This is a genomic window from Streptomyces sp. CS113, assembly GCF_002188365.1.
Classification (GTDB): domain Bacteria; phylum Actinomycetota; class Actinomycetes; order Streptomycetales; family Streptomycetaceae; genus Streptomyces; species Streptomyces tendae.
Genome location: NZ_KZ195574.1, coordinates 4,427,285 through 4,450,642, shown reverse-complemented (window position 1 = coordinate 4,450,642; position 23,358 = coordinate 4,427,285). Strand labels below are relative to the sequence as shown.

23 protein-coding genes and 1 riboswitch are annotated in these 23,358 nt (G+C 70.1%); of the genes, 12 read left to right on the top strand and 11 right to left on the bottom strand.

The window, feature by feature from the left end:
* Positions 1-78: 78 nt before the first annotated feature.
* From cydB to hisC, 3 genes are all read right to left on the bottom strand, one after another.
* Positions 79-1,083: a cytochrome d ubiquinol oxidase subunit II gene (cydB, locus tag B9W62_RS19700; protein ID WP_087808422.1), complete on the bottom strand. Its 1,005-nt coding sequence runs from the start codon at positions 1,081-1,083 to the stop codon at positions 79-81.
* 20 nt (positions 1,084-1,103) lie between these two features.
* Positions 1,104-2,609, bottom strand: coding sequence for a cytochrome ubiquinol oxidase subunit I (locus B9W62_RS19695; RefSeq protein ID WP_087808421.1), 1,506 nt, complete (start codon positions 2,607-2,609; stop codon positions 1,104-1,106).
* A gap of 343 nt (positions 2,610-2,952) precedes the next feature.
* A complete protein-coding gene (gene hisC, locus B9W62_RS19690; RefSeq protein WP_087808420.1) occupies positions 2,953-4,032 on the bottom strand; it encodes a histidinol-phosphate transaminase in 1,080 nt (359 codons plus the stop codon).
* Between the two features lie 401 nt (positions 4,033-4,433).
* Here hisC and B9W62_RS19685 point away from each other — a divergent pair, with 401 nt between their 5' ends.
* The 3 genes from B9W62_RS19685 (at position 4,434) to B9W62_RS19675 (ending at position 8,145) form a co-directional block, all read left to right on the top strand.
* A complete protein-coding gene (locus B9W62_RS19685; RefSeq protein WP_087808419.1) occupies positions 4,434-5,546 on the top strand; it encodes a LacI family DNA-binding transcriptional regulator in 1,113 nt (370 codons plus the stop codon).
* A gap of 437 nt (positions 5,547-5,983) precedes the next feature.
* Complete coding sequence (gene sppA, locus B9W62_RS19680) at positions 5,984-7,090, top strand: Ser/Thr/Tyr protein phosphatase SppA (RefSeq protein ID WP_087808418.1); 1,107 nt, start codon at positions 5,984-5,986, stop codon at positions 7,088-7,090.
* Between the two features lie 182 nt (positions 7,091-7,272).
* A complete protein-coding gene (locus B9W62_RS19675; protein WP_087808417.1) occupies positions 7,273-8,145 on the top strand; it encodes a hypothetical protein in 873 nt (290 codons plus the stop codon).
* A 24-nt stretch (positions 8,146-8,169) separates the two neighbouring features.
* Here the strand turns inward: B9W62_RS19675 and B9W62_RS19670 are convergent, their stop codons facing one another.
* The gene (locus B9W62_RS19670) at positions 8,170-9,657 is read right to left on the bottom strand and encodes a VWA domain-containing protein (protein ID WP_087808416.1); all 1,488 of its coding nucleotides are present in this window, start codon (positions 9,655-9,657) and stop codon (positions 8,170-8,172) included.
* Between the two features lie 80 nt (positions 9,658-9,737).
* Positions 9,738-11,564 (bottom strand): phosphomethylpyrimidine synthase ThiC, encoded by a 1,827-nt coding sequence (gene thiC, locus B9W62_RS19665; protein ID WP_087808415.1) that lies wholly within the window; start codon positions 11,562-11,564, stop codon positions 9,738-9,740.
* Positions 11,557-11,746, bottom strand: a riboswitch (TPP riboswitch). Its footprint overlaps the gene before it by 8 nt.
* Positions 11,747-11,817: 71 nt before the next feature.
* Between thiC and B9W62_RS19660 the strand changes: the two genes are divergently transcribed.
* Entirely contained in the window at positions 11,818-13,329 is a 1,512-nt protein-coding gene (locus B9W62_RS19660; protein WP_087808414.1) for a YibE/F family protein, read from the top strand.
* Between the two features lie 52 nt (positions 13,330-13,381).
* On the opposite strand, the gene B9W62_RS19655 is transcribed toward B9W62_RS19660, so the two are convergent.
* The 4 genes from B9W62_RS19655 to B9W62_RS19640 all read right to left on the bottom strand — a co-directional run bounded on the left by B9W62_RS19655 (position 13,382) and on the right by B9W62_RS19640 (position 15,646).
* Positions 13,382-13,819: an SsgA family sporulation/cell division regulator gene (locus B9W62_RS19655; protein WP_087808413.1), complete on the bottom strand. Its 438-nt coding sequence runs from the start codon at positions 13,817-13,819 to the stop codon at positions 13,382-13,384.
* 100 nt (positions 13,820-13,919) lie between these two features.
* On the bottom strand, positions 13,920-14,645 hold the full coding sequence (locus B9W62_RS19650; protein ID WP_087811986.1) for an IclR family transcriptional regulator: 726 nt from the start codon (positions 14,643-14,645) through the stop codon (positions 13,920-13,922).
* A gap of 317 nt (positions 14,646-14,962) precedes the next feature.
* Positions 14,963-15,175 carry a DUF5326 family protein gene (locus B9W62_RS19645; RefSeq protein WP_007388908.1) on the bottom strand — a complete coding sequence of 71 codons (213 nt, stop codon included), beginning with the start codon at positions 15,173-15,175 and terminating at the stop codon, positions 14,963-14,965.
* Between the two features lie 153 nt (positions 15,176-15,328).
* Positions 15,329-15,646: a cupin domain-containing protein gene (locus tag B9W62_RS19640; RefSeq protein WP_087808412.1), complete on the bottom strand. Its 318-nt coding sequence runs from the start codon at positions 15,644-15,646 to the stop codon at positions 15,329-15,331.
* A gap of 59 nt (positions 15,647-15,705) precedes the next feature.
* Between B9W62_RS19640 and B9W62_RS19635 the strand changes: the two genes are divergently transcribed.
* The 6 genes from B9W62_RS19635 to B9W62_RS19610 all read left to right on the top strand — a co-directional run bounded on the left by B9W62_RS19635 (position 15,706) and on the right by B9W62_RS19610 (position 20,358).
* Entirely contained in the window at positions 15,706-16,083 is a 378-nt protein-coding gene (locus B9W62_RS19635) for a phage holin family protein (RefSeq protein ID WP_087808411.1), read from the top strand.
* Positions 16,084-16,088: 5 nt separating this feature from the next.
* On the top strand, positions 16,089-16,583 hold the full coding sequence (locus B9W62_RS19630; protein ID WP_087808410.1) for a low molecular weight protein-tyrosine-phosphatase: 495 nt from the start codon (positions 16,089-16,091) through the stop codon (positions 16,581-16,583).
* Positions 16,580-17,758: a cystathionine gamma-lyase gene (locus tag B9W62_RS19625; RefSeq protein WP_087808409.1), complete on the top strand. Its 1,179-nt coding sequence runs from the start codon at positions 16,580-16,582 to the stop codon at positions 17,756-17,758. Before B9W62_RS19630 ends, B9W62_RS19625 begins: the two co-directional genes overlap by 4 nt.
* Before the next feature lie 197 nt (positions 17,759-17,955).
* On the top strand, positions 17,956-18,861 hold the full coding sequence (locus B9W62_RS19620; protein WP_087808408.1) for a LysR family transcriptional regulator: 906 nt from the start codon (positions 17,956-17,958) through the stop codon (positions 18,859-18,861).
* Between the two features lie 69 nt (positions 18,862-18,930).
* A complete protein-coding gene (locus tag B9W62_RS19615) occupies positions 18,931-19,413 on the top strand; it encodes an NUDIX domain-containing protein (protein ID WP_003975014.1) in 483 nt (160 codons plus the stop codon).
* Between the two features lie 78 nt (positions 19,414-19,491).
* Positions 19,492-20,358 carry a GNAT family N-acetyltransferase gene (locus B9W62_RS19610; RefSeq protein WP_087808407.1) on the top strand — a complete coding sequence of 289 codons (867 nt, stop codon included), beginning with the start codon at positions 19,492-19,494 and terminating at the stop codon, positions 20,356-20,358.
* A gap of 37 nt (positions 20,359-20,395) precedes the next feature.
* Here the strand turns inward: B9W62_RS19610 and B9W62_RS19605 are convergent, their stop codons facing one another.
* Complete coding sequence (locus B9W62_RS19605; protein ID WP_087808406.1) at positions 20,396-20,815, bottom strand: GlcG/HbpS family heme-binding protein; 420 nt, start codon at positions 20,813-20,815, stop codon at positions 20,396-20,398.
* Positions 20,816-20,995: 180 nt separating this feature from the next.
* Positions 20,996-22,204, bottom strand: a complete 1,209-nt coding sequence (locus B9W62_RS19600; protein WP_087808405.1) for an MFS transporter — start codon at positions 22,202-22,204, stop codon at positions 20,996-20,998.
* Positions 22,205-22,343: 139 nt separating this feature from the next.
* On the opposite strand from B9W62_RS19600, the gene B9W62_RS19595 reads away from it, so the two are divergent.
* Together B9W62_RS19595 and B9W62_RS19590 are read left to right on the top strand one after the other, a co-directional pair.
* Entirely contained in the window at positions 22,344-22,808 is a 465-nt protein-coding gene (locus tag B9W62_RS19595; RefSeq protein ID WP_087808404.1) for a MarR family winged helix-turn-helix transcriptional regulator, read from the top strand.
* A 19-nt stretch (positions 22,809-22,827) separates the two neighbouring features.
* On the top strand, positions 22,828-23,280 hold the full coding sequence (locus B9W62_RS19590; protein ID WP_087808403.1) for a GNAT family N-acetyltransferase: 453 nt from the start codon (positions 22,828-22,830) through the stop codon (positions 23,278-23,280).
* The last annotated feature ends 78 nt before the right edge of the window (positions 23,281-23,358 follow it).

The following is a 23,358-nucleotide window of genomic DNA, read 5'->3' as shown; positions in this document are numbered from 1 at the left end:
GAAACAGGCCCTCCTGCCCCGGGGATGCGGTTTCACTGTGTTTCACGTGAAACGCGGTGAAACCGCATCCCGTTGGACTCAGTGCGCGGCGTCGGCGAGGTGCTGGGTGCCGATGCGCTTGCGGAACACCCAGTACGTCCAGCCCTGGTAGAGCAGGACGACGGGCGTGGCGATCACGGCCAGCCAGGTCATGATCTTCAACGTGTAGGCACTGGACGAGGCGTTGGTGACGGTGAGGCTCCAGTCCGCGTTCAACGTGGACGGCATGACGTTCGGGAAGAGCGTCAGGAAGAGCATCGCCACGGCGGCCACGATGGTGACGCCGGACAGGGCGAACGCCCAGCCCTCACGTCCGGCCTGGTTCGCCGCCAGCGCCGCGATCAGGGCGGCGACGGCCACCACGAGGGCGACCAGGCTCTTGGCGTCCCCGCTGTGGACTTGCGTCCAGAGCAGGAAGGCCAGGGCCAGCACGGCCGTGACCAGGCCGACCCGCAGCGCCAGGGTCCGCGCCCGCTCCCGGATCTCACCGACGGTCTTGAGCGCGGTGAACACCGTCCCGTGGAAGGTGAACAGCGTCAGCGTCACCAGACCGCCGAGGAGGGCGTACGGGTTGAGCAGGTCCCAGACCGAGCCGACGTACTCCAGGTCCCGGTCGATCTTCACACCGTGGACGATGTTGCCGAAGGCCACGCCCCACAGGAACGCGGGGATCAGCGAGGTCCAGAAGATCGCCGTCTCCCAGTTGCGCTGCCACTTCTCCTCGGGCCGCTTCACGCGGTACTCGAAGGCGACCCCGCGGACGATCAGGCAGACCAGGATGACCAGCAGGGGGAGGTAGAACCCGGAGAAGAGCGTGGCGTACCACTCGGGGAAAGCGGCGAAGGTGGCACCGCCGGCCGTGAGCAGCCAGACCTCGTTGCCGTCCCACACGGGGCCGATGGTGTTGATCAGCACCCGCTTCTCGGCCCGGTCCCGGGCGAGCAGCTTGGTCAGGACACCGACCCCGAAGTCGAAGCCCTCCAGGAAGAAGTAGCCGGTCCACAGGACGGCGATCAGAACGAACCAGACGTCGTGCAGTTCCATGACTGTGCAGCTCCCTCGGCCTAGTACGAGAAGGCCATCGGCTTGTCGGCGTCACGGAGATCGCCGCCGATCTTCGTGGGCGGATTGAGGTCGGCCTCGGTCAGCTCGGGCGGCCCCGCCTTCACGTACTTCGCCAGGAGCTTGACCTCGATGACGGCCAGGACGGCGTACAGCAGGGTGAAGACGGACATCGAGATGAGGACCTCGGCGGTGGAGACACCGGGGGAGACCGCGTCGCGCGTCTGCATGACGCCGTAGACGACCCAGGGCTGGCGGCCCATCTCGGTGAAGATCCAGCCCCAGGAGTTGGCGATCAGCGGGAACGCCATCGTCCACAGCGCCAGCAGCCAGTACATCCGGGTGAGCCTCGCCCCGAGCGGCTTCTTCAGCAGCACCAGGTGCGGGACCTCGTCCTCCCCGGTGCGCAGGGCCGGTGGCAGCAGGAACCGCTTCCGGGTCAGCCACAGGCCGAGCAGGCCGAGGGAGAAGGACGCCATGCCGAAGCCGATCATCCAGCGGAAGCCCCAGTAGGCGACGGGGACGATGGGCTTGTAGTCACCGGGCCCGAACTGCTCCTGGAGGGCCTTGTTGGTGTCGTTGATGCCGGGCACGTAGGACTCGAAGTCGCTGTGGGCGAGGAAGGAGAGCAGGCCGGGGATCTCCAGGGCGACCTTGTTGTGCCCCTTGTCGACGTCCCCGTAGGCGAACACCGAGAAGGGCGCCGGCTTCTCGCCGTCCCACAGGGCCTCGGCGGCGGCCATCTTCATCGGCTGCTGCTCGTACATGACCTTGCCCAGGGTGTCGCCGCTGACCGCGGTGAGCAGGCCGCCGACCGCCAGGGTCACCAAACCGAGCCGGAGCGAGGTCCGCATCACCGGGATGTGCTTCTTGCGCATCAGGTGGAAGGCGGCGATGCCGACCATGAAGGCGCCGCCGGTGAGGAAGGCCGCCGAGAAGCTGTGGAACACCTGGTTGAGGGTGGTGTTCTGGGTGAGGACCTGCCAGAAGTCGGTGAGTTCGGCGCGGCCCTTCTCCTCGTTGATCCGGTAGCCGACGGGGTGCTGCATCCAGGAGTTGGCGGCCAGGATGAAGTAGGCCGAGAGCAGGGTGCCGATCGAGACCATCCAGATGCAGGCCAGGTGGATCTTCTTGGGCAGCTTGTCCCAGCCGAAGATCCACAGGCCGATGAAGGTGGACTCGAAGAAGAAGGCGATCAGTGCCTCGAAGGCGAGCGGAGCGCCGAAGACATCACCCACGAAGCGGGAGTAGTCCGACCAGTTCATGCCGAACTGGAACTCCTGCACGATGCCGGTGACGACCCCCATCGCGATGTTGATCAGGAAGAGCTTGCCCCAGAACTTGGTCGCCCTGAGGTACTTCTCCTTCTCCGTGCGGACCCAGGCGGTCTGTAGTCCGGCCGTCAGCGCGGCCAGCGAGATCGTCAGCGGGACGAACAGGAAGTGGTAGACGGTCGTGATGCCGAACTGCCATCGCGCCAGTGTCTCCGGCGCCAGAGCCATGTCCACGTCGTCACTCTCCTCACCTCGCCACACCGCCGTGGTCAGCGGCGGTTTGAGCGCGTTTGTCACACCCAACGCGGGCGCAATCGGGACACGCTTGTGAACGCGTTCACATTCACAAGCAATTATGACCTACTGCTTTTCGACAGCGGAAGGGGGGTCCCCTGTGACGTCAACCCCTCTGCCAGTTCTTCAACGAACCGTTGAATCCACGGGCGGGAGAAGCTCCCGCGGCATGCGAAAGCGCGGGACGGCACCTGCCGTCCCGCGCTTGGTCGTCCCGCGCTCCGTCGCCCCGTCGTCCCACGCTTCGCCTCCCGGGGCGCGGTCTGACCCGCCCCGCCGGGGGCTACAGCTCCTTGCGGAAGTCCTCCGACACCTTCAGGAAGATGTCGTTCGCCTCGCTCTCCCCGACCGTCACGCGCACACCCTCACCCGCGAAGGGGCGGATGACCACGCCGGCCTGCTCACAGGCCTCCGCGAAGGCGAGCGTGCGCTCCCCCAGCCGCAGCCAGACGAAGTTGGCCTGGGTCTCCGGCACCGTCCAGCCCTGCGCGCGCAGCGCGTCGACGACCCGGGTCCGCTCGCACACCAGCGAGCCGACCCGGCCGATCAGCTCGTCCTCCGCGCGCAGCGAGGCGATCGCCGCCTCCTGGGCGATCTGGCTGACCCCGAAGGGCACCGCCGTCTTGCGCAGCGCCGCCGCCACCGGCTCGTGGGCGATCGCGAAGCCGACCCGCAGTCCCGCCAGGCCGTAGGCCTTGGAGAAGGTGCGCAGGACGCACACGTTGGGCCGCTCGCGGTAGAACTCGACGCCGTCGGGGACCTCGGCGTCGCGGATGAACTCGCGGTAGGCCTCGTCGAGGACCACCAGCACGTCGCTCGGCACCCGGTCCAGGAAGCGCTCCAGCTCGGCCCGCCGCACCACCGTGCCCGTGGGGTTGTTGGGGTTGCAGACGAAGATCAGCCGGGTCCGGTCGGTGATCGCGTCCGCCATCGCGTCCAGGTCGTGCACCTCGCCCGGCGTCAGCGGTACCTGCACGGACGTTGCGCCGCTGATCTGCGTGATGATCGGGTAGGCCTCGAAGGAGCGCCAGGCGTAGATCACCTCGTCGCCGGGGCCCGAGGTCGCCTGGATCAGCTGCTGGGCCACGCCGACCGACCCGGTGCCGGTCGCCAGGTGGGCCAGGGGCACCCCGAAGCGGTCCGACAGCTCGGCCATCAGCGACGTGCAGGCCATGTCCGGGTACCGGTTGAAGGAGCCCGCGGCGGCCGTCACCGTCTCCATCACCCCCGGCAGCGGCGGATAGGGGTTCTCGTTGGAGGACAGCTTGTAGGCCACCGGGCCGTCGGCCGCGGCGGGCTTGCCCGGCTTGTAGGTGGGAATCCCCTCCAGCTCGGCGCGCAGCTTGGGGCTCTTCTCGCTCACCGCAGTCCTCCTCGTCACCACCACCGGCATCGAATACTTCTCACCTTATGAGGATTCGCCGCCGCTGCGTATAGGGGGGAGCAGACCTCGTCCGTCACATTGGCATCAAGGGCATCAGGGCACGAAGGCGCACGATTCGGGGGGCGCGCCGCACATATATCTACGCGCCGGTGGCTCGCGCCGTGGCGCGCATCCCTCGTGCAGGTGAGTTGAGACCTCTTCGCAACATCCGCCACCCCGCAGGCCCTCACTGGTCAACACGTCAGGTAATGGGATGAGTGGACCCAACTGGCTTGGTTTCCAAGGCTGTTCGCCGTTTATGATCATGCAGAAACGTGACTGTCAACGCGTGCATATGCGTCCGCACTACCCCACCCCATGAGCCCTACTATCGGCTCGCCATGACAGCAGCAGGGAAGCACCAGGTGAGCCGCGCGGAAACCTCACGTCGAGGCAGCCGGCCGGGCCGGGCGGGCATCAGGGACGTGGCCGCCGCCGCCGGAGTATCCATCACTACCGTCTCCGACGCCCTCAACGGCAAGGGCCGACTCCCGGATGCCACCCGGCGCCATGTGCGCGAGGTCGCCGACCGACTGGGCTACCGGCCCTCGGCCGCCGCCCGCACGCTCCGCACCGGCAAGTCCGGACTCATCGGCCTGACCGTGACGACGTACGGGGATGAACCTTTCACCTTCACCGAGTTCGCGTACTTCGCCGAGATGGCGCGCGCCGCCACCTCCGCCGCGCTCGCCCGCGGCTACGCCCTCGTCATCCTCCCGGCGACCTCCCGGCACGACGTGTGGTCCAACGTCGCGCTCGACGGCACGGTCGTCATCGACCCCTCCGACCACGACCCGGTCGTCAGCGAACTGGTCCGGCAGGGTCTACCCGTCGTCTCCGACGGCCGCCCGGCCGGCTCGCTGCCGGTCACCGCCTGGGTCGACAACGACCACGAGGCGGCCGTACTCGGCATCCTCGACCACCTCGCCGACGCCGGCGCCCGCAGGATCGGCCTGCTCACCGGCACCACGACCGACACGTACACCCATCTGTCGACCACCGCCTACCTGCGCTGGTGCGAACGCGTCGGCCAGGACCCGGTCTACGAGGCCTACCCGGCGCACGACCCGTGTGCCGGCGCGGTCGCCGCCGACCGGCTGCTCGCCCGTCCGGACCGGCCCGACGCCGTCTACGGCCTCTTCGACCCGAACGGCACCGACCTCCTCGCCGCCGCCCGCCGCTACGGACTGCGCGTCCCCGAGGACCTGCTGCTGGTCTGTTGCAGCGAGTCCACCGTGTACGCCAGCACCGAGCCCCCCATCACCACCCTGTCGCTGAAACCCCGCCGCATCGGCACCGCGGTGATCCAGGTCCTCATCGACGCCATCGAGGGGCTGCACTCCGACCAGCCGGTCGAGCAGGTGATACCGACCGAGCTGATCGTGCGCACGTCGTCGCAGCGGCGCCCGCCGCGCACGACCGTCAGCCCGCCGCGGTCGCCGGAGCGCGAGTAGGGCGGACGGGGTGCGCCACCGGGTCGCGACCGCACGCACGACCCGGTGGCGCACCCCGTGGCGGCGACGGACGACGGCGGAGCCGGAGGCGGCCGCGGACGGGCGACGGCGGAGCCGGGGGACGACGGCGGAGGCAGCCGCAGACGGACGACGGCAGAAGACGGCGGACGACGGCGGAAGCGGCCGAGGACGGGTGGCGAAACGGGGCGGCGAAACGGGGCGGCGCAGCCACACGCGGCACATCCGGAACACTGCCGAGCCCCGGTTGCGGACGGGCGAAGCCAGGCCCAATCGGGGCGAAAGCCGCAGTGAACCAGTGTCCTGTCCTGATTCACCACCCCTGGGTCATCACACAGCGCGATCCGCATTCCTATGATGGGCCCACACACCGCGGGCCGCTGCGACCAGGCAGTCCGAAGCGGTGCAGATGCGGCGCGATGGTGGAGGGGTCGATGACTCAGGGGGCCGGTCAGGGACCCGAGGTGGAGCGGACGGCGACGGTGCGCGACTTCCGGGTACCCGCGTACGTCCACGAGACCGCTCCGTACGCTGCCCCCGGCGCGCACGCGAGCGAGCCGGCGCCGCCCGCCGAGGAGGGGCCCGAGGAGGCCCTGCCCGAGGGCTACACGCCCACTCAGCGCGATCTGCCGATCATCCGTCGGGGTGACACGGTCCAGGTCGCGGTCGACCCCGCACCGGCCGCGGTGCAGCAGCCGGCCACCGGCCAGGGTCCCCTGTTCGTCGTCGGCGACGTGCACGGCTACCTCGACGAGCTGTTGGCCGCCCTGCGCGAGAAGGGCCTCGTCGACGACGCCGGCCAGTGGTGCGCGGGCACCTCCCGGCTGTGGTTCCTCGGCGACTTCACCGACCGCGGCCCGGACGGCATCGGCGTCATCGACCTGGTGATGCGGCTGTCCGCCGAGGCGGCCGCGGCCGGGGGCTACTGCAAGGCGCTGATGGGCAACCACGAACTGCTGCTGCTCGGCGCCAAGCGGTTCGGCGACACGCCCGTCAACTCCGGCGCGGGCACCGCCACCTTCCAGGCCGCCTGGCTGCTGAACGGCGGCCAGAAGACCGACATGGACCGCCTCCAGGACCACCACCTCCAGTGGATGGCCCGCCTCGACGCCATGGAGGAGGTCGACGACCACCTCCTGGTCCACTCGGACGCCACCACCTACCTCGACTACGGCCGCTCCATCGAAGAGGTCAACGACACCGTCCGCGAGACGATCACGCGCAACGACGCGGAGGAGGTGTGGGACCTGTTCCGCAAGTTCACCAAGCGCTTCTCCTTCCGCGACGAGGGCGGCGCCGACGCCGTGCGCTCACTCCTGGATACGTACGGCGGCACCCGGATCGTTCACGGCCACAGCCCCATCCCCTACCTGCTGGGTGAAGTCGGCTCCGAGGACGGCGAGGACGACACCCGTACCGTGGTCGAGGGCCCGCACGTCTACGCGGACGGACTGGCCATCGCGATGGACGGCGGCGTGACCATGGCCGGAAAGCTGCTGGTCCAGCAACTTCCACTGGATGTCTGACGGTTCGCCGGACGGCTTTCGCGGCGGTGCCGTCCGTACGGACCGGCACTCAATTTCTGGAAACCCCCTGTCACCCTCCACCGTCACCGCTCTACCATCGGCTTATCCGTAGCAGGCTCCCCTCCGTTTCTGCCCGACGGCTCGTTGGCATGCGAGCCCCAAGCCCTACGGAGCATCGGGGGATGCACATGAACAGCGTTCCGCAGCACCTGCCGAACGAGGACCGCCAAGAGTACGAGCGGATCCTCGACGAGGCGCTGCGCTCCGCACCACACCGCCCGGAGCTGGCCGCTGTCGGACAGCGGCTCAACTCCGAACAACTGCGCACCATGGCACTCAACGCCACCGCCCTCATCACGGCGGCGGCCACGACCGAGTACCAGCACTACGTGAAGGTCCGCGAGGAGCTGCGCCACCCGGCGCCCTCGGGCCCGTCCTCCGCCACCCGCGAATCCGGCTCCCAGGAGCAGGGCTCGGGTGCGGGGGGACTCGCCGCCACCATGGGCGAGATGGCCGAGGCGACCGGTGCGGGGGCCGTCGCCGTCGTCGCCGTCCTGGCACCGGTCCTGGCCGGCACCGCCGCGGCGATATTCCTGCTGGTCGGCTACCTGCTGAAGATGCTCGACCCGGGGCAGACCTTCGCGCAGACCATGCTCACCACCGGATGGGTGTTCGGCGCCGTGACCGCGGTGGCGATCCTCGTCGCCGCGGTGGGGCTGCTGCTCACCGCACTGCGCAACCGCCCCTCGGCCGAGTCCGGCTTCTACAGCGCCCGCGACGAGGAGGTGGCCCGGGCCAGGGATGCCTGGCACGAGGCCCTGCTGGAACGGGGCATCCTGCCCTTCCTGCGGGAGGCGCTCGGCGAATCGGGTACGGCGGCACTGCACCGCACGGAACCGACGGCCCCGAGCAGCAGCCGCATGCCGCACCTGGGGTACGGCCGCCCCGGGTTCACCAGCCCCGACGGCGGCCCCGACGCGGGCCCGCGTCCGAGCTACTCGAGTCCGGACTACAGCAGCCCGGACTTCGGTGGCCCGGAACACCGGCCCGAGTAGCCACCGGCACGGGCGGGCAGCGACTCAGAGGATGCCCGCCCGGCCGGCGGCAGTGATCCAGGACGGGAACTCGGACAGCAGACGGTCGTACAGCTCCGGGTCCGGTACGGTGCCGATGTCGTCGACGGCGAAGAACCCGACGTTGTCGACGCGACGGCCCGGCAGGGTGTCGAACCGCTCCAGCACCCCGTAGTTGGCGCGCCCGAGCCCCACGAACTGCCAGAAGACCGGTTCCTCCACGGCCTCCCGCAGCTCCCGCTCGATCTCGGCGTTGCGGTAGACACCGCCGTCGGAGAAGAACAGCACCAGGGTCGGGACCGGTGCCGGGTTCTCCCGGACGAAGGCCCGGACCTCGGCGATCACCTTCTGCTCCTCGTTCTGGATGCCGACCGCCCGCATGTCGACCTGCTCGGGGTGCAGGCCCTTCTTCCGGCCCCGCCGGAACAGACTGATCTCCCCCACGCGCACGTGCAGCCGCAGCCACTCGGGCAGCTCGCCCAGACGCAGGTCCGGCAGGCGCGCCGGGTTGGAGGCGAAGGTCCAGGCCTGCATCTCCCCGTCGTCGTCCAACTGCGCGGCGACGGCGGCCATCCGCTCCACGACGTCCGCGACGACGCCCTTGGAGTAGAGCAGGGACATGGACCCGGAGGCGTCCAGTACGAGGACGACGCGCGCCGTGACCCCGGCCGCCCCGTGCTTGCTCAGGCTGACGGCGACCTGCTCCTTACGCAGGGACAGCCGCTTGCGCATGTCCACGGGCAGGCGGTCCTCGCCCTTGGTGAGACGGGGGCCGGTGGCGGCCGGCACCGGGGCAGGTGACGGCGTCGGCGTCGGCGGCACTGGGGGTGCGGGCGGTACGGGCGGTACGGCGGCCGTCGGCGGCGGGGGCGGCACCGGGCGAGCCGTCGGCGGGGTGGTGGCCGGGGCCGCGGTCACCGCCGGGGTCGCGGTCGCCGCCGGGGGAGCGTCGTCGTCCACGGTGATGCCGAAGTCGGTGGCCAGCCCCGCGAGTCCGGCCGCGTATCCCTGTCCGACCGCACGGAACTTCCAGCTCCCCTGGCGCCGGTACAGCTCACCGCCGACCAGCGCGGTCTCCGGCCCGGCCGTGATGTCGAACCGGGCCAGCCCGGTGCCGGTGGCCGCGTCCAGCACCCGCAGCGACAGCCCCGGGACCCGGCCGAACGTCCCGCCGTCCGCCGAGGCACACAGGACGATGCGCTCGACCGCCGTCTCCACCGACCGCAGATCCACCTCGACGGCATCGCTCGTGACCCCCGCGTCCGCACCGGGGCCGACCTGCTTGCCCAGGTGCCGCACCGCGCCGGACGTGTGGCGGGGCTGGTTGTAGAAGACGAAGTCGCCGTCGTCGCGCACCCGTCCGGCCGAGGTGAGCAGCAGCGCGGAGGCGTCGACCTCCGGAACGCCCGGCCCGGCGGACCACACGAGTTCGACGCGCACCGCGGGGGAGTCGACGGGGACGTTGGCACCCTTGCTCAGGGAGGTGGCTGTCATGCGACCAGTCTGCCGAGCGACGCCCCGCCGGGGGGAGAGGGCGGACCCTGCGGCCTGTCCCCCTCCCCGCGCCGGTGCGCTCAGTCCGCGATCGGCAGGTACACGCGGTTGCCCGCCGCCGCGAACTCCTTCGACTTCTGCGCCATGCCCTCCTCGATCTCGCCCTTGCTGCCCCCGTGCTCCCGGCGGATGTCCTGGGAGATCTTCATCGAGCAGAACTTGGGCCCGCACATGGAACAGAAGTGGGCCGTCTTGGCGGGCTCGGCCGGCAGGGTCTCGTCGTGGAACTCCCGCGCCGTGTCCGGGTCGAGGGCCAGGTTGAACTGGTCCTCCCACCGGAATTCGAACCGGGCGTCCGACAGCGCGTCGTCCCACTCCTGTGCACCCGGGTGACCCTTGGCGAGGTCGGCGGCATGGGCGGCGATCTTGTAGGTGATGACGCCGGTCTTGACGTCGTCACGGTTGGGCAGGCCCAGATGTTCCTTGGGCGTGACGTAGCAGAGCATGGCCGTGCCCCACCAGGCGATCATCGCGGCACCGATGCCGGAGGTGATGTGGTCGTACGCCGGCGCGACGTCCGTCGTCAGCGGGCCGAGCGTATAGAACGGAGCTTCATCGCAGATCTCCTGCTGAAGGTCGATGTTCTCCTTGATCTTGTGCATCGGGACATGTCCCGGGCCCTCGATCATGGTCTGTACGTTGCAACGCTTGGCGATCCGGTTGAGTTCCCCGAGGGTGCGCAACTCGGCGAACTGCGCCTCGTCGTTGGCATCCGCGATCGACCCCGGACGCAGACCGTCGCCGAGGGAGTAGGTGACGTCGTAGGCGGCGAGGATCTCGCAGAGTTCCTCGAAGTTCTCGTAGAGGAACGACTCCTTGTGGTGCGCCAGGCACCACGCCGCCATGATCGAGCCGCCGCGCGAGACGATGCCGGTCTTGCGGTTCGCGGTCAGGGGTACGTACGCCAGGCGCACACCGGCGTGGACCGTCATGTAGTCCACCCCCTGCTCAGCCTGTTCGATCACGGTGTCCTTGTAGATCTCCCAGGTCAGCTCCTCGGCCCGGCCGTCGACCTTCTCCAGGGCCTGGTAGAGCGGCACGGTCCCGATGGGGACGGGGGAGTTGCGCAGGACCCACTCGCGGGTGGTGTGGATGTTGCGGCCGGTGGAGAGGTCCATGACCGTGTCGGCGCCCCACCGGGTCGCCCAGGTCATCTTGTCGACCTCCTCCTCGATGGAGGACGTCACCGCCGAGTTGCCGATGTTGGCGTTGACCTTCACCAGGAACCGCTTGCCGATGATCATCGGCTCGATCTCCGGGTGGTTGACGTTGGCGGGCAGCACGGCACGCCCCGCCGCGATCTCCTCGCGGACCACCTCCGGGTCGACGTTCTCCCGGACGGCCACGTACTCCATCTCCGGCGTGATCTCGCCCCGGCGTGCGTACGCGAGCTGTGTCACGGCCTTGCCGTCCCGGCCCCGGCGGGGCTGCCGCGGGCGCCCGGGGAAGACGGCGTCGAGGTTGCGCAGGCCGCCGCGCGGCGAGGTGTGCTTGATCCCGTCGTCCTCGGGGCGGACGGGACGGCCCGCGTACTCCTCGGTGTCGCCGCGGGCGATGATCCAGTTCTCCCGCAGTGGCGCGAGGCCCCTGCGAACATCGGTGTCGACCAGTGGATCGGTGTACGGACCCGAGGTGTCGTACAGCGTGACGGACTGGCCGTTGGTGAGGTGCACCTGACGGACCGGCACCCGCAGATCGGGGCGCGAGCCCTCGATGTACGCCTTGTGCCAGCCGATGGACTTCCCGGCCTCCGCAGTCTCCGCGGTGCCCTCCTGGGCGGAGTCCTGCGTGGGGTTCTGTGCGGAGTTCTGCGCGGAGGCAGGCGTGCGTGCGTCCTTGATGGTCATGAGACCTACTCCCTACGCCGGCATTACCCGGTAACAGGTTCGGCGGTCGACGCAGCGGATTCCGTCCGGCGGCGCTTCGTGGGATACGTCACTCGGCTTCGGTGACGTTTCCCGTGAAACATCGCTGGGACGGAGGTCAGCGCCCTCTCAGCCCGGTGCTCCGAGCTCCCGCGTGTACAAAGGTGCCTCCACGCTAGCGCCCATTCGGGCGCGGTGAACAGAGGGCCCCCCTCGTTCTTGCGATGATCGGGCGGTGACCACACCGCAGCATCCCTCCTTCCCCCCGCGCCGGCCCGGCCGCGGACCGAACGCCGAAGAGGGCGACGGCCGGGCAGCCGGCCACGTCCCCGACGACGCTCACGGCACGAGCGACGGCAGACATGAGGCGGATCACGGACACGGCACGGGACACGGGCCCGGGGCGGGTGGCGGACACGGTGGGGGCGGCGGACACGGGGCGGGCGGCGGTCACGGGCACTCGCACGGTCACGGACCGGCGGCCCCCGTCTCCCGGCATCTGCGGAAGGTCATCGCCGCGGTCCTGATCCCCTTCGCGGCGGCCGTGGTGGTCGGACTCGCGGTGCTGTGGCCGGGCGGCGCACCGTCGCACGAGCGCACCGGAGTCGGCTTCGACCGGCAGACGCAGCAGGCCACCGTGACCAAGGTGGTCGAGCTGAGCTGCCAGTCCGTCAACGCCTCGGGCGGTACCCCGACCGGCGACACGTCCACCGCCGAGGGTTCCTCCGCGGTGCAGCAGGCGCAGGGCGAGTGCAAGCGGGCGACCATCCGGGTCGACACCGGCGACGACAAGGGCCGTACGTTCGAGGAGATCGTGCAGCCGGACCAGTCACGGCAGTTGCACGAGGGTCAGAAGGTGGTGGTCGCCTACGAGCCCTCCGCACCCAGGGACCTTCAGTACTCGGTGACCGACATCAACCGCCGGCTCCCCCTGGCCCTGCTCGCGGGCATCTTCGCCCTCGCCGTCGTGGTGGTCGGACGGCTGCGCGGCCTGATGGCACTGGTCTCGCTGGCCATCAGCTTCCTGCTGCTGAACTTCTTCATCCTCCCCGCCATCCTGCAAGGCTCTAACCCACTCGTCGTGGCGGTGATCGGGTCCAGCGCCATCATGCTGATCGCGTTGTACCTGTGCCACGGGCTGTCGGCCCGCACGTCCGTGGCGGTGCTCGGCACCCTGATCTCGCTGTTGCTGATCGGTGTGCTCGGGTCGCTCTTCATCGGCTGGGCCGCGCTCACCGGCAACACGGACGACAACACCGGCCTCATCCATGGCCTGTACCCGTCGATCGACATGAGCGGTCTGCTCCTCGCCGGGGTCATCATCGGTTCGCTCGGTGTCCTCGACGACGTGACGGTCACGCAGACGTCGGCGGTCTGGGAACTGCACGAGGCCAACCCGACGATGGGCTGGCGCGGTCTGTACCGCGCGGGCATCCGTATCGGCCGCGACCACATCGCCTCGGTCGTGAACACGCTCGTCCTCGCCTACGCGGGCGCGGCGCTGCCCCTGCTGCTGCTGTTCTCGATCGCGCAGAGCGGTGTGGGGACGGTCGCCAACAGCGAACTGGTCGCGGAGGAGATCGTGCGGACGCTGGTCGGATCGATCGGTCTGGTGGCGTCCGTGCCGGTCACCACGGCCCTCGCCGCCCTGGTCGTGTCGGCGGACCGACCGGCCCAGGCCCAGGGGGCGGCAGCGGGTGCGGGAGCGCCGGCACGCGGCGGGCGGGGCCGTCGCCGTAAGCGCTGAGGGCCCTGCCCGACGAAGCGTTACGCCGTCGCCGCGGTACTGGCGTAACGGTTCAGCCCGCGCTCTGTTCCTCCGCGAGGATGCGGTCCAGGGCTTCGTCGAGGTGGCTGTCGAAGTCGGCGAGCGCACCCTCCTGGCCCAGAGGCACCAGCTTGTCGGTGCGGTCGAGGAAGGCCACCAGGGGGGCGGCCGAGGAGCGGAACAGCGCATGGTCGCCGCCGACCTGAAGGCGGATCAGCACTTCGGCCAGCGGCTCGGGGTCGACCGGTGCGATGCGCACGTCGCCGTCGCCGCACGGCCGGCCCACCCCGTCGACCAGCAACTCCCGGCCGAAGGCCCAGGTCACCGGCGCGTCTCCGGGCAGATGGAAGGTCAGGCGTACGGCATAGGGATCCCGGGTCTCGTAGCGCAGTTCCACCGGGATGCGGAAAGAGAGCTCCTCGGACACGAGAAAGCTCATCATGACCTCTGCCTGTACGGACTCGCCCATTCGCCTACCCCGTCATTCGCCGTCGACTGTCCGGGAATCAAACCTCTAACACTGGTGGCATCTTGCTCAACGTACACACCAGATCACAAGGAGTGAGTTTTCAGATACTGATAGAGAGGGCGAGCGAGCCCAGACGGCGCCCCACCTCGTGCTGGAGACGCCGTGCCGCGGGCAGCAGCCGGTCCGCCTGGTGGAGGGGCAGTGAGATGGCCATCGTGGCGGCCGTGGTGCCGACGGTGATCGGGATCGCCGCGCAGACCGTCCCCAGCGCGTACCCCTGGCGCTCGGTCACCGGCGTCATCCGGGGCATGCGTTCCAGCCGCTTCAGCAGGCTGTGGCCGTCACGCACCGTATAGGGCGTGAGGGGCCGCACCGGATAGCGGTCCAGATGGTCGCGGCGGGCGTCCTCGTCGAGCTGGGACAGCAGGCACTGCCCGATGGCGTGGGCGTGTCCCGTCTCGCGGAAGTCGGCCCACTCCTCGACCGCCGGAGTGCCCGGGGTGTCGGAGACGCACATGACCTCGATCTCGCCGTCCCGGTACATGGCGTAGTACACGGGGACGCCGATCGCGTCGCGCCAGCGCGCCATGGTGTCGACCACCGTGCTGCGACGTTTCTGCTCGGCCCCGCTGCTGCTCAGCCGCTCGGCGGCGCCGCCGAGGAAGAACAGCCCCTTCTCCCGGCGCAGATAGCCCTCGTGCACCAGGGTGCGCAGCAGGTGGTACGCCGTGGGCAGGGCCAGCCCCGTCTCGCGGGCCAGTTGTTTGGCGGGGGCTCCGTACTCGTGCTCGGCGACACGTTCGAGCAGGCGCATGGCGCGCTGCACCGAGCCGATCAGAGTCGCGGACGGCGGGTCGGCGGAGACCGACGCGGAGGGTGTCCGAGGCGTCGGGCAGGGCTGCACGGGAAGGGCGTGCAGCTGAGCGATTGCGGTGTCAGCCGTGGCCAAGGGTCACTCCCGGAATGCGAGGTGGCAGCCGTGCGGAGAACACGGGTGGGGGTGTACGCCGTTCGCGAGGTCGCCCCCGCGTGGAGTTCCGGACTCTAACCGTCGGTCACCGCTCACCGACGGTCCGTCCGGGAAACTTCCCTCGCCCGAGGGAACCGGTGGTTCCTGTTACCGCCACCGGTGTCCCACGGCTCTCACCAGTCGCTGCGTGACGACGAGCTCGACATGAACTTGCGTACGACGTAGATCAGTCCGCCGACGAGCGCGACGAAGACCAGCAGCTTGAACAGCAGTCCGATCACGAACCCGACCACGCTGGCGATCAGCCCGCCGAACACGACCAGGGCGATGACCGGCACCGCGATCCACTTCACCCACCACGGCAGTCCCGTGAAGATCTCTCGCATCGCCCTTGCCCTCACCTTTCGGGGAGCCCCGGGAAGTTCCGGGGAATCCTCTGATGTCCTGCACTCGATGCTAGAGCCGCGAGCGCCACGGCAGGGGCCTGGCATCCCTTGTCTCCCCCTGACCGATCCCCTAGGGAACCCGGAGGTCGGGTCTCAGCTCTCCGGCGGAGAGAACACCACCAGAACCCGCAGGTCCTCGCTGATGTGGTGGAACTTGTGGGCGACCCCGGCCGGCACGTAGACCACGCTGCCACGGGCCACCTGGGTGGTCTCCATGCCCACGGTGATCGCGGCCCGTCCGCTCACCACGAAGTACACCTCGTCCTGCGCGTGCGGCTGCTGCGGGTCGGTCGTCCCCGCGTCGAGGGCGTACAGACCGACCGACATGTTCCGCTCCCGCAGGAACTGCAGGTAGGCCCCGTCGTTGGCGGCGCGCTCCGCCTCCAGTTCGTCCAGCCGGAATGCCTTCATCGCCTCGTCCGCCCCTGCCTCGCCGTTCGTGTCCGATCGCGTCTGCCACGATCAGACACATGAAGAATTTCCTAGTCAAGACGATCGCCAACGCCGGGGCCCTCGCCGTCGCCGTGTGGCTGCTCGACAAAATCACCCTGACCGGCGGCAGCACCGGGGAGAAGGCTCTCACCCTGATTGTGGTCGCCCTGGTCTTCGGCCTGGTCAACCTGGTCGTGAAGCCGATCGTGCAGGTGCTGACCTTCCCGCTGTTCATCCTGACCCTCGGCCTGTTCACGCTGGTGGTCAACGCGCTGATGCTGTTGCTCACGTCGTGGGTGGCCGACAAGCTCGACGTGAGTTTCCACGTCGACGGGTTCTGGACCGCCGTCCTGGGCGGTCTGATCGTCTCGATCGTCTCCTGGGCGCTGAACGCGTTCCTGCCCGACGGGGACTGATCCCGATGACCTACCGCGTCTGTTTCGTGTGCACGGGCAACATCTGCCGCTCCCCGATCGCCGAGGCCGTCTTCCGCGCGCGCGTGGCGGACGCCGGACTCGACGGCCTCGTCGAGGCCGACAGCGCCGGGACCGGCGGCTGGCACGAGGGTGAGGGCGCGGACCCGCGCACGGTGGCCGTCCTGGCGGAGCACGGTTACGGTCTCGACCACACGGCCCGGCAGTTCCAGCAGTCCTGGTTCTCCCGTCTCGACCTGGTCGTCGCCCTCGACGCCGGGCACCTGAGGGCCCTGCGGCGTCTCGCCCCCACGGAGCGGGACGCGGCCAAGGTGCGCCTGCTGCGGTCGTACGACCCCGTCGCCGAGGGCGGTGACCTGGATGTCCCGGACCCGTACTACGGGGGCCGGGACGGCTTCGAGGAATGCCTTGAGATGGTGGAGGCGGCGAGCACCGGACTGCTCGCCGCGGTACGCGAGCAAGTGGAAGGACGGGCGGCATGAGCGATTCCGCTACGAACGGCGGGGCCGGAGCGGGCACGGAGAGGTCCGCTTCCGGACCCGGTGACGGCACCCGCGCGGTGCGGGCCGGGCTGCCCGAACCCGTCAAGCACGAGCCCACCCTGCCCGGCCCGGTGTTCGCCGCCCACTTCCACCTGCCGGGCGACCCGACCGGTCCGTACACCTACGGGCGCGACGAGAACCCGACCTGGACCCACCTGGAGCGCGCCATCGGCGAGCTGGAGGCGCCCGGGCGGTCCGACGTGGAGACCCTCGTCTTCGCCTCCGGCATGGCCGCGATCTCCTCCGTGCTCTTCTCGCAGCTGCGCGCCGGCGACACGGCCGTCCTGCCCGACGACGGCTACCAGGCGCTGCCGCTGGTCCGCGCCCAGCTGGAGGCGTACGGCATCGAGGTGCGCACCGCGCCGACCGGCCAGGACGCCCAGCTCGACGTGCTGGACGGGGCGAAGCTGCTGTGGATCGAGACGCCGTCGAACCCGGGGCTCGACGTGTGCGACGTACGGCGGCTCGTCGAGGCGGCGCACGCGCGCGGTGCCCTGGTGGCCGTCGACAACACGCTCGCCACACCGCTCGGGCAGCGCCCGCTGGAGCTCGGCGCCGACTTCTCGGTGGCGAGCGGCACCAAGCAGCTCACCGGCCACGGCGACGTCCTCCTCGGCTACGTGGCCGGCCACGACACCGGGGCGATGGCCGCCGTACGGCGCTGGCGCAAGATCGTCGGTGCGATTCCCGGCCCCATGGAGGCCTGGCTCGCGCACCGCTCGATCGCCACCCTCCAGCTGCGCGTGGACCGGCAGGACGCCACCGCGCTCAGGGTGGCCGAAGCGCTCCGGACGCGGCCCGGGATCACCGGCCTGCGGTACCCCGGGCTGCCCGACGACCCGTCCCACAAGATCGCCTCGCAGCAGATGCTGCGCTACGGCTGCGTCGTCTCCTTCACGCTGCCCTCGCGCGCGCGTGCCGATCGCTTTCTCGAAGCGCTCCGGCTCGTCGAGGGCGCGACCAGCTTCGGCGGGGTGCGGTCCACGGCGGAGCGGCGCGGACGCTGGGGCGGCGACGCGGTGCCGGAGGGCTTCATCCGGCTCTCGGTCGGTGCGGAGGACCCGGACGACCTGGTGGCGGACCTGCTGCGCGCACTGGACGAATCGGCGGACTGACGCCGGCGCACGGACGGTCCGAGCCTCCCCCCTCGTGGCTCGGACCGTCCTCCGGTTCCGCGCGCGAAGAACCGCGCGACCAAGGCTAGTTGACTCAGTGTCAGTGTCCAATCACAGTAACGACAGAGACCTATCGACATATTTATAGTTGGGGACGGTCGGGAGCCGGAGAAGAACAGAAGAGGGGACGGGTTTCCGTGGATCTGGCCTTGCTGCGCACCTTCGTCACCGTGCACCGGGCCGGTTCCTTCACCCGCGCGGCTGCTCTGCTCGGCCTCTCCCAGCCCGCCGTCACCTCGCAGATCCGCACGCTGGAGCGGCAGCTCGGCCGCCCGCTGTTCCTCCGGCAGGCCCGCGGCGTGACCCCGACGACCATCGGCGACGAACTCGCCCACAAGACCGCACCGCATCTCGACGCCCTGATGGAGATCGCCGAGAGCGGGCTGACGGACGACTCCTCCCTGCGGACCCTGCATCTGGCCGGACCGCCCGAGTTCACCGCCGAGCGGGCGCTGCCCACGCTGGCCGGACTCACCGGCGAGGACGGCCGCGCCCTTGCCCTGCGCGCCTCCTTCGGGAACGCCGAGGAGACCCTGGAAGGCCTGGCCGCCGGGCATCATGATCTGGCCATCGGCACGGCTCGTCCCCGCGGCCCCCTGCTCACGGCGACTGCGCTCTGCGACGAGGTGCACGTCCTGGTCGCCGCGCCGCACTGGGCGGAGCGTGCGGGTGTCGAGAAACTCCGCGACACCGACGCGCCCGCACTCAAGAACGTCCCCGTGGTCGAAGTGCACGAGTCACTGCCCTTCGTCGCCCGCTACTGGGCCTCCGTCTTCGACGACCGACCGTCCGCCCCGGCCACGGTCGTCGCCCCCGACCTGCGTGCGGTTCTCGCCTGCGTGGTCGCGGGCGCGGGGCTCGCCGTCCTGCCCCGCTATCTGTGCGCCGAGGCGCTGGAGCGCGGGGACGTCGTCGCCCTGCACGATCCGCCCGTGCCGCCGCTGCGGACGTACTTCCTGGCGGTGCGGACCGGCACGCTGGTGCTGCCGCACATCGCCCGGGCCCACGAGTGGTTGCTGCGCGCCGCCGCCGGCTGGAACTGAGCCGGCGGCCTCTCCACCACGACCGCGTCACGATGTTTCACGTGGAACCAGCCGGGCCACATTCCTCCCATGACCGTCCGACCCGTGGTCAAGCGCACCGCTCGCGCCGTCCTGCTGGACGGCGACCATCTGATCCTGATCAAGCGGACCAAGCCCGGCGTCGATCCGTACTGGGTCACTCCCGGCGGCGGGGTCGAGCCGGACGACACCACCGTCGTGGACGCCCTGCACCGCGAGGTGTACGAGGAACTCGGCGCCAAGATCAGCGATGTGGTGCCCTGCTTCGTGGACACCGTCGAGCACATCGGCGAGGACGGCGGCGCGACCGGCGTGAAGGTGCAGCACTTCTTCGTATGCCACCTGGAATCCATGGATCCGTCTCTGCGGCACGGTCCCGAGATCGACGAGCCCGCCGGCGAGTACGAGATCGTCAGAGTGCCGTTCACCCGGGTCGGGATCGCCTCCGTCCACCTCGTACCGCTGTCGCTGCGGCACTACCTGGACGGCAACATCGAGGGGGTGCGCGCCCTGCACGCCCCTGACCTCGGCTGAACCGCCGTGGCCGAAAGCCCGCAGGTTGCACCGGAAAGAGGTGGACGCGGACGGCCACCGTCGGACAGCCTGACCTGCGTGCCGACACCTTTCCTCGCCTCTGCTCCGATCCGCCGTCTGACGCTCCGCGACCTCACCGCCTGCGCCGACCTGTCCGAGGACCGGGGGTGGCCGCGCGAGGAGCACAAGTGGGGGTTCCTGCTCACGGCCGGAAAGGGGTACGGCATCGACGACCCCGGCGGCGGTCTCGTCGCCGCCTGCACCGTCACCGAGTACGGCCCGCAGGAGCGCCCCGCGCTTGCCGCCATCGGCATGGTGCTGGTCGCCGAGCGGTACTCCCGCCAGGGTGTGGGACGGCGCCTGATGCGCCACGTCGTCTCCGGCCTGGGCCCCGTTCCGCTGACCCTGCACGCGACGCCCTACGGCCGGCCGCTCTACGAGGAGCTCGGCTTCAAGGTGACGGGCGGGGCGGAGATGGTCCGCGGCCGTTTCGTGCCGGGCGGGCCGGAACCGAGGACGGCCACTCGTGCGGCCACCGCCGAGGACCTTCCCACGATCCTCCGGCTCGACGGGGAGGTGTTCGGCGAGGACCGCACCCACATCGTCACCCGGCTGCCCGCCTTCGCCGACCAGCTGCGCGTCGCCGAGGAGGACGGCCGGATCACCGGGTACGCGGCGGCCTGGCCGAACATGGACACCCACGTCGTGGGCCCGCTGATCGCCCGCGACACCGAGACGGCCAAGGCCCTGATCGGCTCGCTCGCCGCCCGCACCGACCGCCCGCTGCGCACCGACATCGACGTACGGCACGAGGACCTGCTGGCCTGGGTGGAGGAGCGCGGCCTCTCCCGGGTCGCCCCCAACGCGGTCATGACCTACGGGATCACCGAGTTGCCCGGGGACTGGACCCGGCGGTTCGCGCCGCTGACGGTGGCGGCGGGCTGACTCCGGGGCGGCCGGTGCCGTCGGCGTCGGGCCCGGGTCAGGCGAGCACCCGTACGGCGGCCGTGGCGAAACCGTGGTCCTGCTCGGGTGCGCCGCCGCCCACCCCGATGGCGCCGATCAGCCGGCCCTCCCGGTGCACGGGCACACCGCCCGCGATGAACAGCAGCGGCCGGTCGAGGGCCGTGGGCAGGGTATGGAAGAGGCCCCCGGGCTGCACGGCGTCGACGAGGTCGGCGGTGGGAGCGTTCAGCTGGAGCGCCGTGTAGGCCTTGCGCGTGCTGGTCTCTCCGGAGATCAGCACGGCGCGGTCGTCGCGCCGGAAGGCGAGCAGGTGGCCGCCGGCGTCGAGGACCGTGACGCTGACGGTCACTCCCGCCGCCTCGGCGGCGCGGTGGGCCGCGGTGACAAGCTCTTCGGCGTCCTGGATCGTCAGGGGGGCGACAGCGGTGGTGCTCATGAGTCTTTCTCCTGGGTTGCTGAGGTGGTGGTTGCTGAGGTTGCTGAGGTGGTGATGGTTGAGGTTGCTGAGGTGGTGGTGGTTGAGGCGGTGCGGTGCCTCGGCGGTCGCCGAGGCGCTGGTGGCCGCAGGGTGCGGGGACGGCCCTGGCCCCGCACTCCGCGGCCCTGGGTGTGTCGTTCAGTGGTGGACGGCGGCCCGCCGCTCGGCGGGTACGGAATCCGCGACGACCGCGCCGGGAGCACTGCCGCGCCGTTCCAGGGCGGCCGAGACGACGGCGAGGAGCAGAGCGGCGGCGGCGAGCACGGCGCCGACCCAGTTGGGAGCGGTGTATCCGAAGCCCGCCGCGATGACGACGCCGCCGAGCCAGGCGGAGAGCGCGTTGCCGAGGTTGAAGGCACCGATGTTCACCGCGGAGGCCAGCGTCGGGGCACCGTGGGCGTGGTCCAGAACGCGCTTCTGCAGCGGAGGGACGGTGGCGAAGCCCAGGGCCCCGATCAGGACGACGGTCACGGCGGACGCGATCTTGTCGTGCGCGGTGAGGGTGAAGAGGGCGAGCACGACGGACAGTGCGCCCAGGGAGATGTACAGCATGGGCATCAGGGCGCGGTCGGCGAACCGGCCGCCGACGAGGTTGCCGCCCACCATGCCGAGGCCGAAGAGGACCAGCAGCCAGGTGACCGAACCGTCGGCGAAGCCCGCGACATGGGTCATCATCGGCGCGATGTAGGTGATGGCCGCGAAGACCCCGCCGAAGCCGAGGACCGTCATGGCCATCGCGAGCAGGACCTGCACGTTCTTGAACGCGGCCATTTCGTGACGCAGCCGCACGCCCTCGGCCCTGGGCACGTCGGGGACCAGCTTGGCGACTCCGGCCAGCCCGACGACTCCGAGCGCGGCGACGACGGCGAAGGTGACGCGCCAGCCGGCGGACTGCCCGATCAGCGTGCCCAGCGGGACGCCGACGACATTGGCGACGGTCAGGCCGGTGAACATCATCGCGATGGCACCGGCCTTCTTGTGCGGAGCGACCAGACCGGCCGCGACGACCGATCCGATGCCGAAGAAGGCGCCGTGGGCGAGCGAGGCGACCACGCGGCCGATCAGCATGACGGAGAAGGCGGGGGCGAGGGCGGAGATCAGGTTGCCGACGATGAACAGGCCCATCAGCAGCATCAGCATCCGCTTGCGCGGGACCTTGGTGCCGAGCACGGTCATCAGCGGGGCGCCGAACATCACGCCGAGCGCGTATCCGGTCACCAGGTAGCCGGCGGTGGGGATGGAGACCCCGTAGTCGTTCGCGACCTCGGGCAGCAAGCCCATGATCACGAACTCCGTCGTTCCGATCCCGAAGGCCCCGATCGCGAGGGCCAGAAGCGCGAGAGGCATGGAGGGGTACACCTTCCAGGTGATTGCAGGAGCGCTTTACGTTCGCCCACAATAATTGCATGCGCGGGCTATCCGCAAACGCTGACAATCGCGCGGCTGGTCTATCCTGGTCTCAGCCGCTCCTGGACGGAGGAACCACATGACAGCGACGGACCCCGCGCTCATCGCCCTCTCCCAGGGCTGGTGCGCACTCTCCCTGCTGCACGGGAGGATCGAGGCACACATCGAGCGCGCTCTGCAGACCGGGCACGATCTGAGCGTCCGTGAGTACTCCCTGCTCGACGTCCTCAGCCGGCAGCACGACGGCGACGGTGGACATCTGCAGATGAAGCAGGTCGCCGACGCCGTCGTCCTGAGTCAGAGCGCGACCACCCGGCTGGTCACCCGGCTCGAGGACCGTGGTCTGCTCGAGCGCTACCTGTGTCCCACCGACCGGCGCGGCATCTACACCAACGTCACCGCGACGGGCCTGCACCTGCTGAACGAGGCACGGCCCACCAATGACGCCGCCCTGCGCGAGGCCCTCGACGAGGCAGCGACCAACCCCGACCTGGCCCCGCTGGTCCGGGCGGTGGAGACCCTGAAGACACCGGTACCGGCCTGACCGGTTCTAGAGTGCAGGCATGGGAGATCTCGACATACGCCCCGCCACCGCCGAGGACATCCCGGCGGTCGTCGCGATGCTGGCCGACGACCCGCTGGGCGCACAGCGCGAATCACCGGACGACCTGGGGCCGTACCTGGCAGCGTTCGAACGACTCACGACGGACCCGAATCAGCGTCTGATGGTGGCCGTCCGCGACGACCGTGTCGTCGGCACGCTCCAGCTGACGATCGTCCCGGGGCTGTCCCGCCGCGGCGCCACCCGTTCGATCATCGAAGGCGTACGCATCCACGGCGCCGAACGCGGCAGCGGGCTGGGCACCCAGCTGATCGAGTGGGCGATCGACGAGTCCCGGCGGCAGGACTGCAATCTGGTGCAGCTCACCTCCGACAAGACCCGTACCGACGCCCACCGCTTCTACGAGCGCCTCGGCTTCATGGCCTCGCACACAGGCTTCAAACTCCAGCTCTGAGGACGCGCCGCCGGCGCCCGGGTTCCCTCACCCGACCTCGACAGCACGGCCCTGTTTCACGTGAAACAGGGCCGCTTC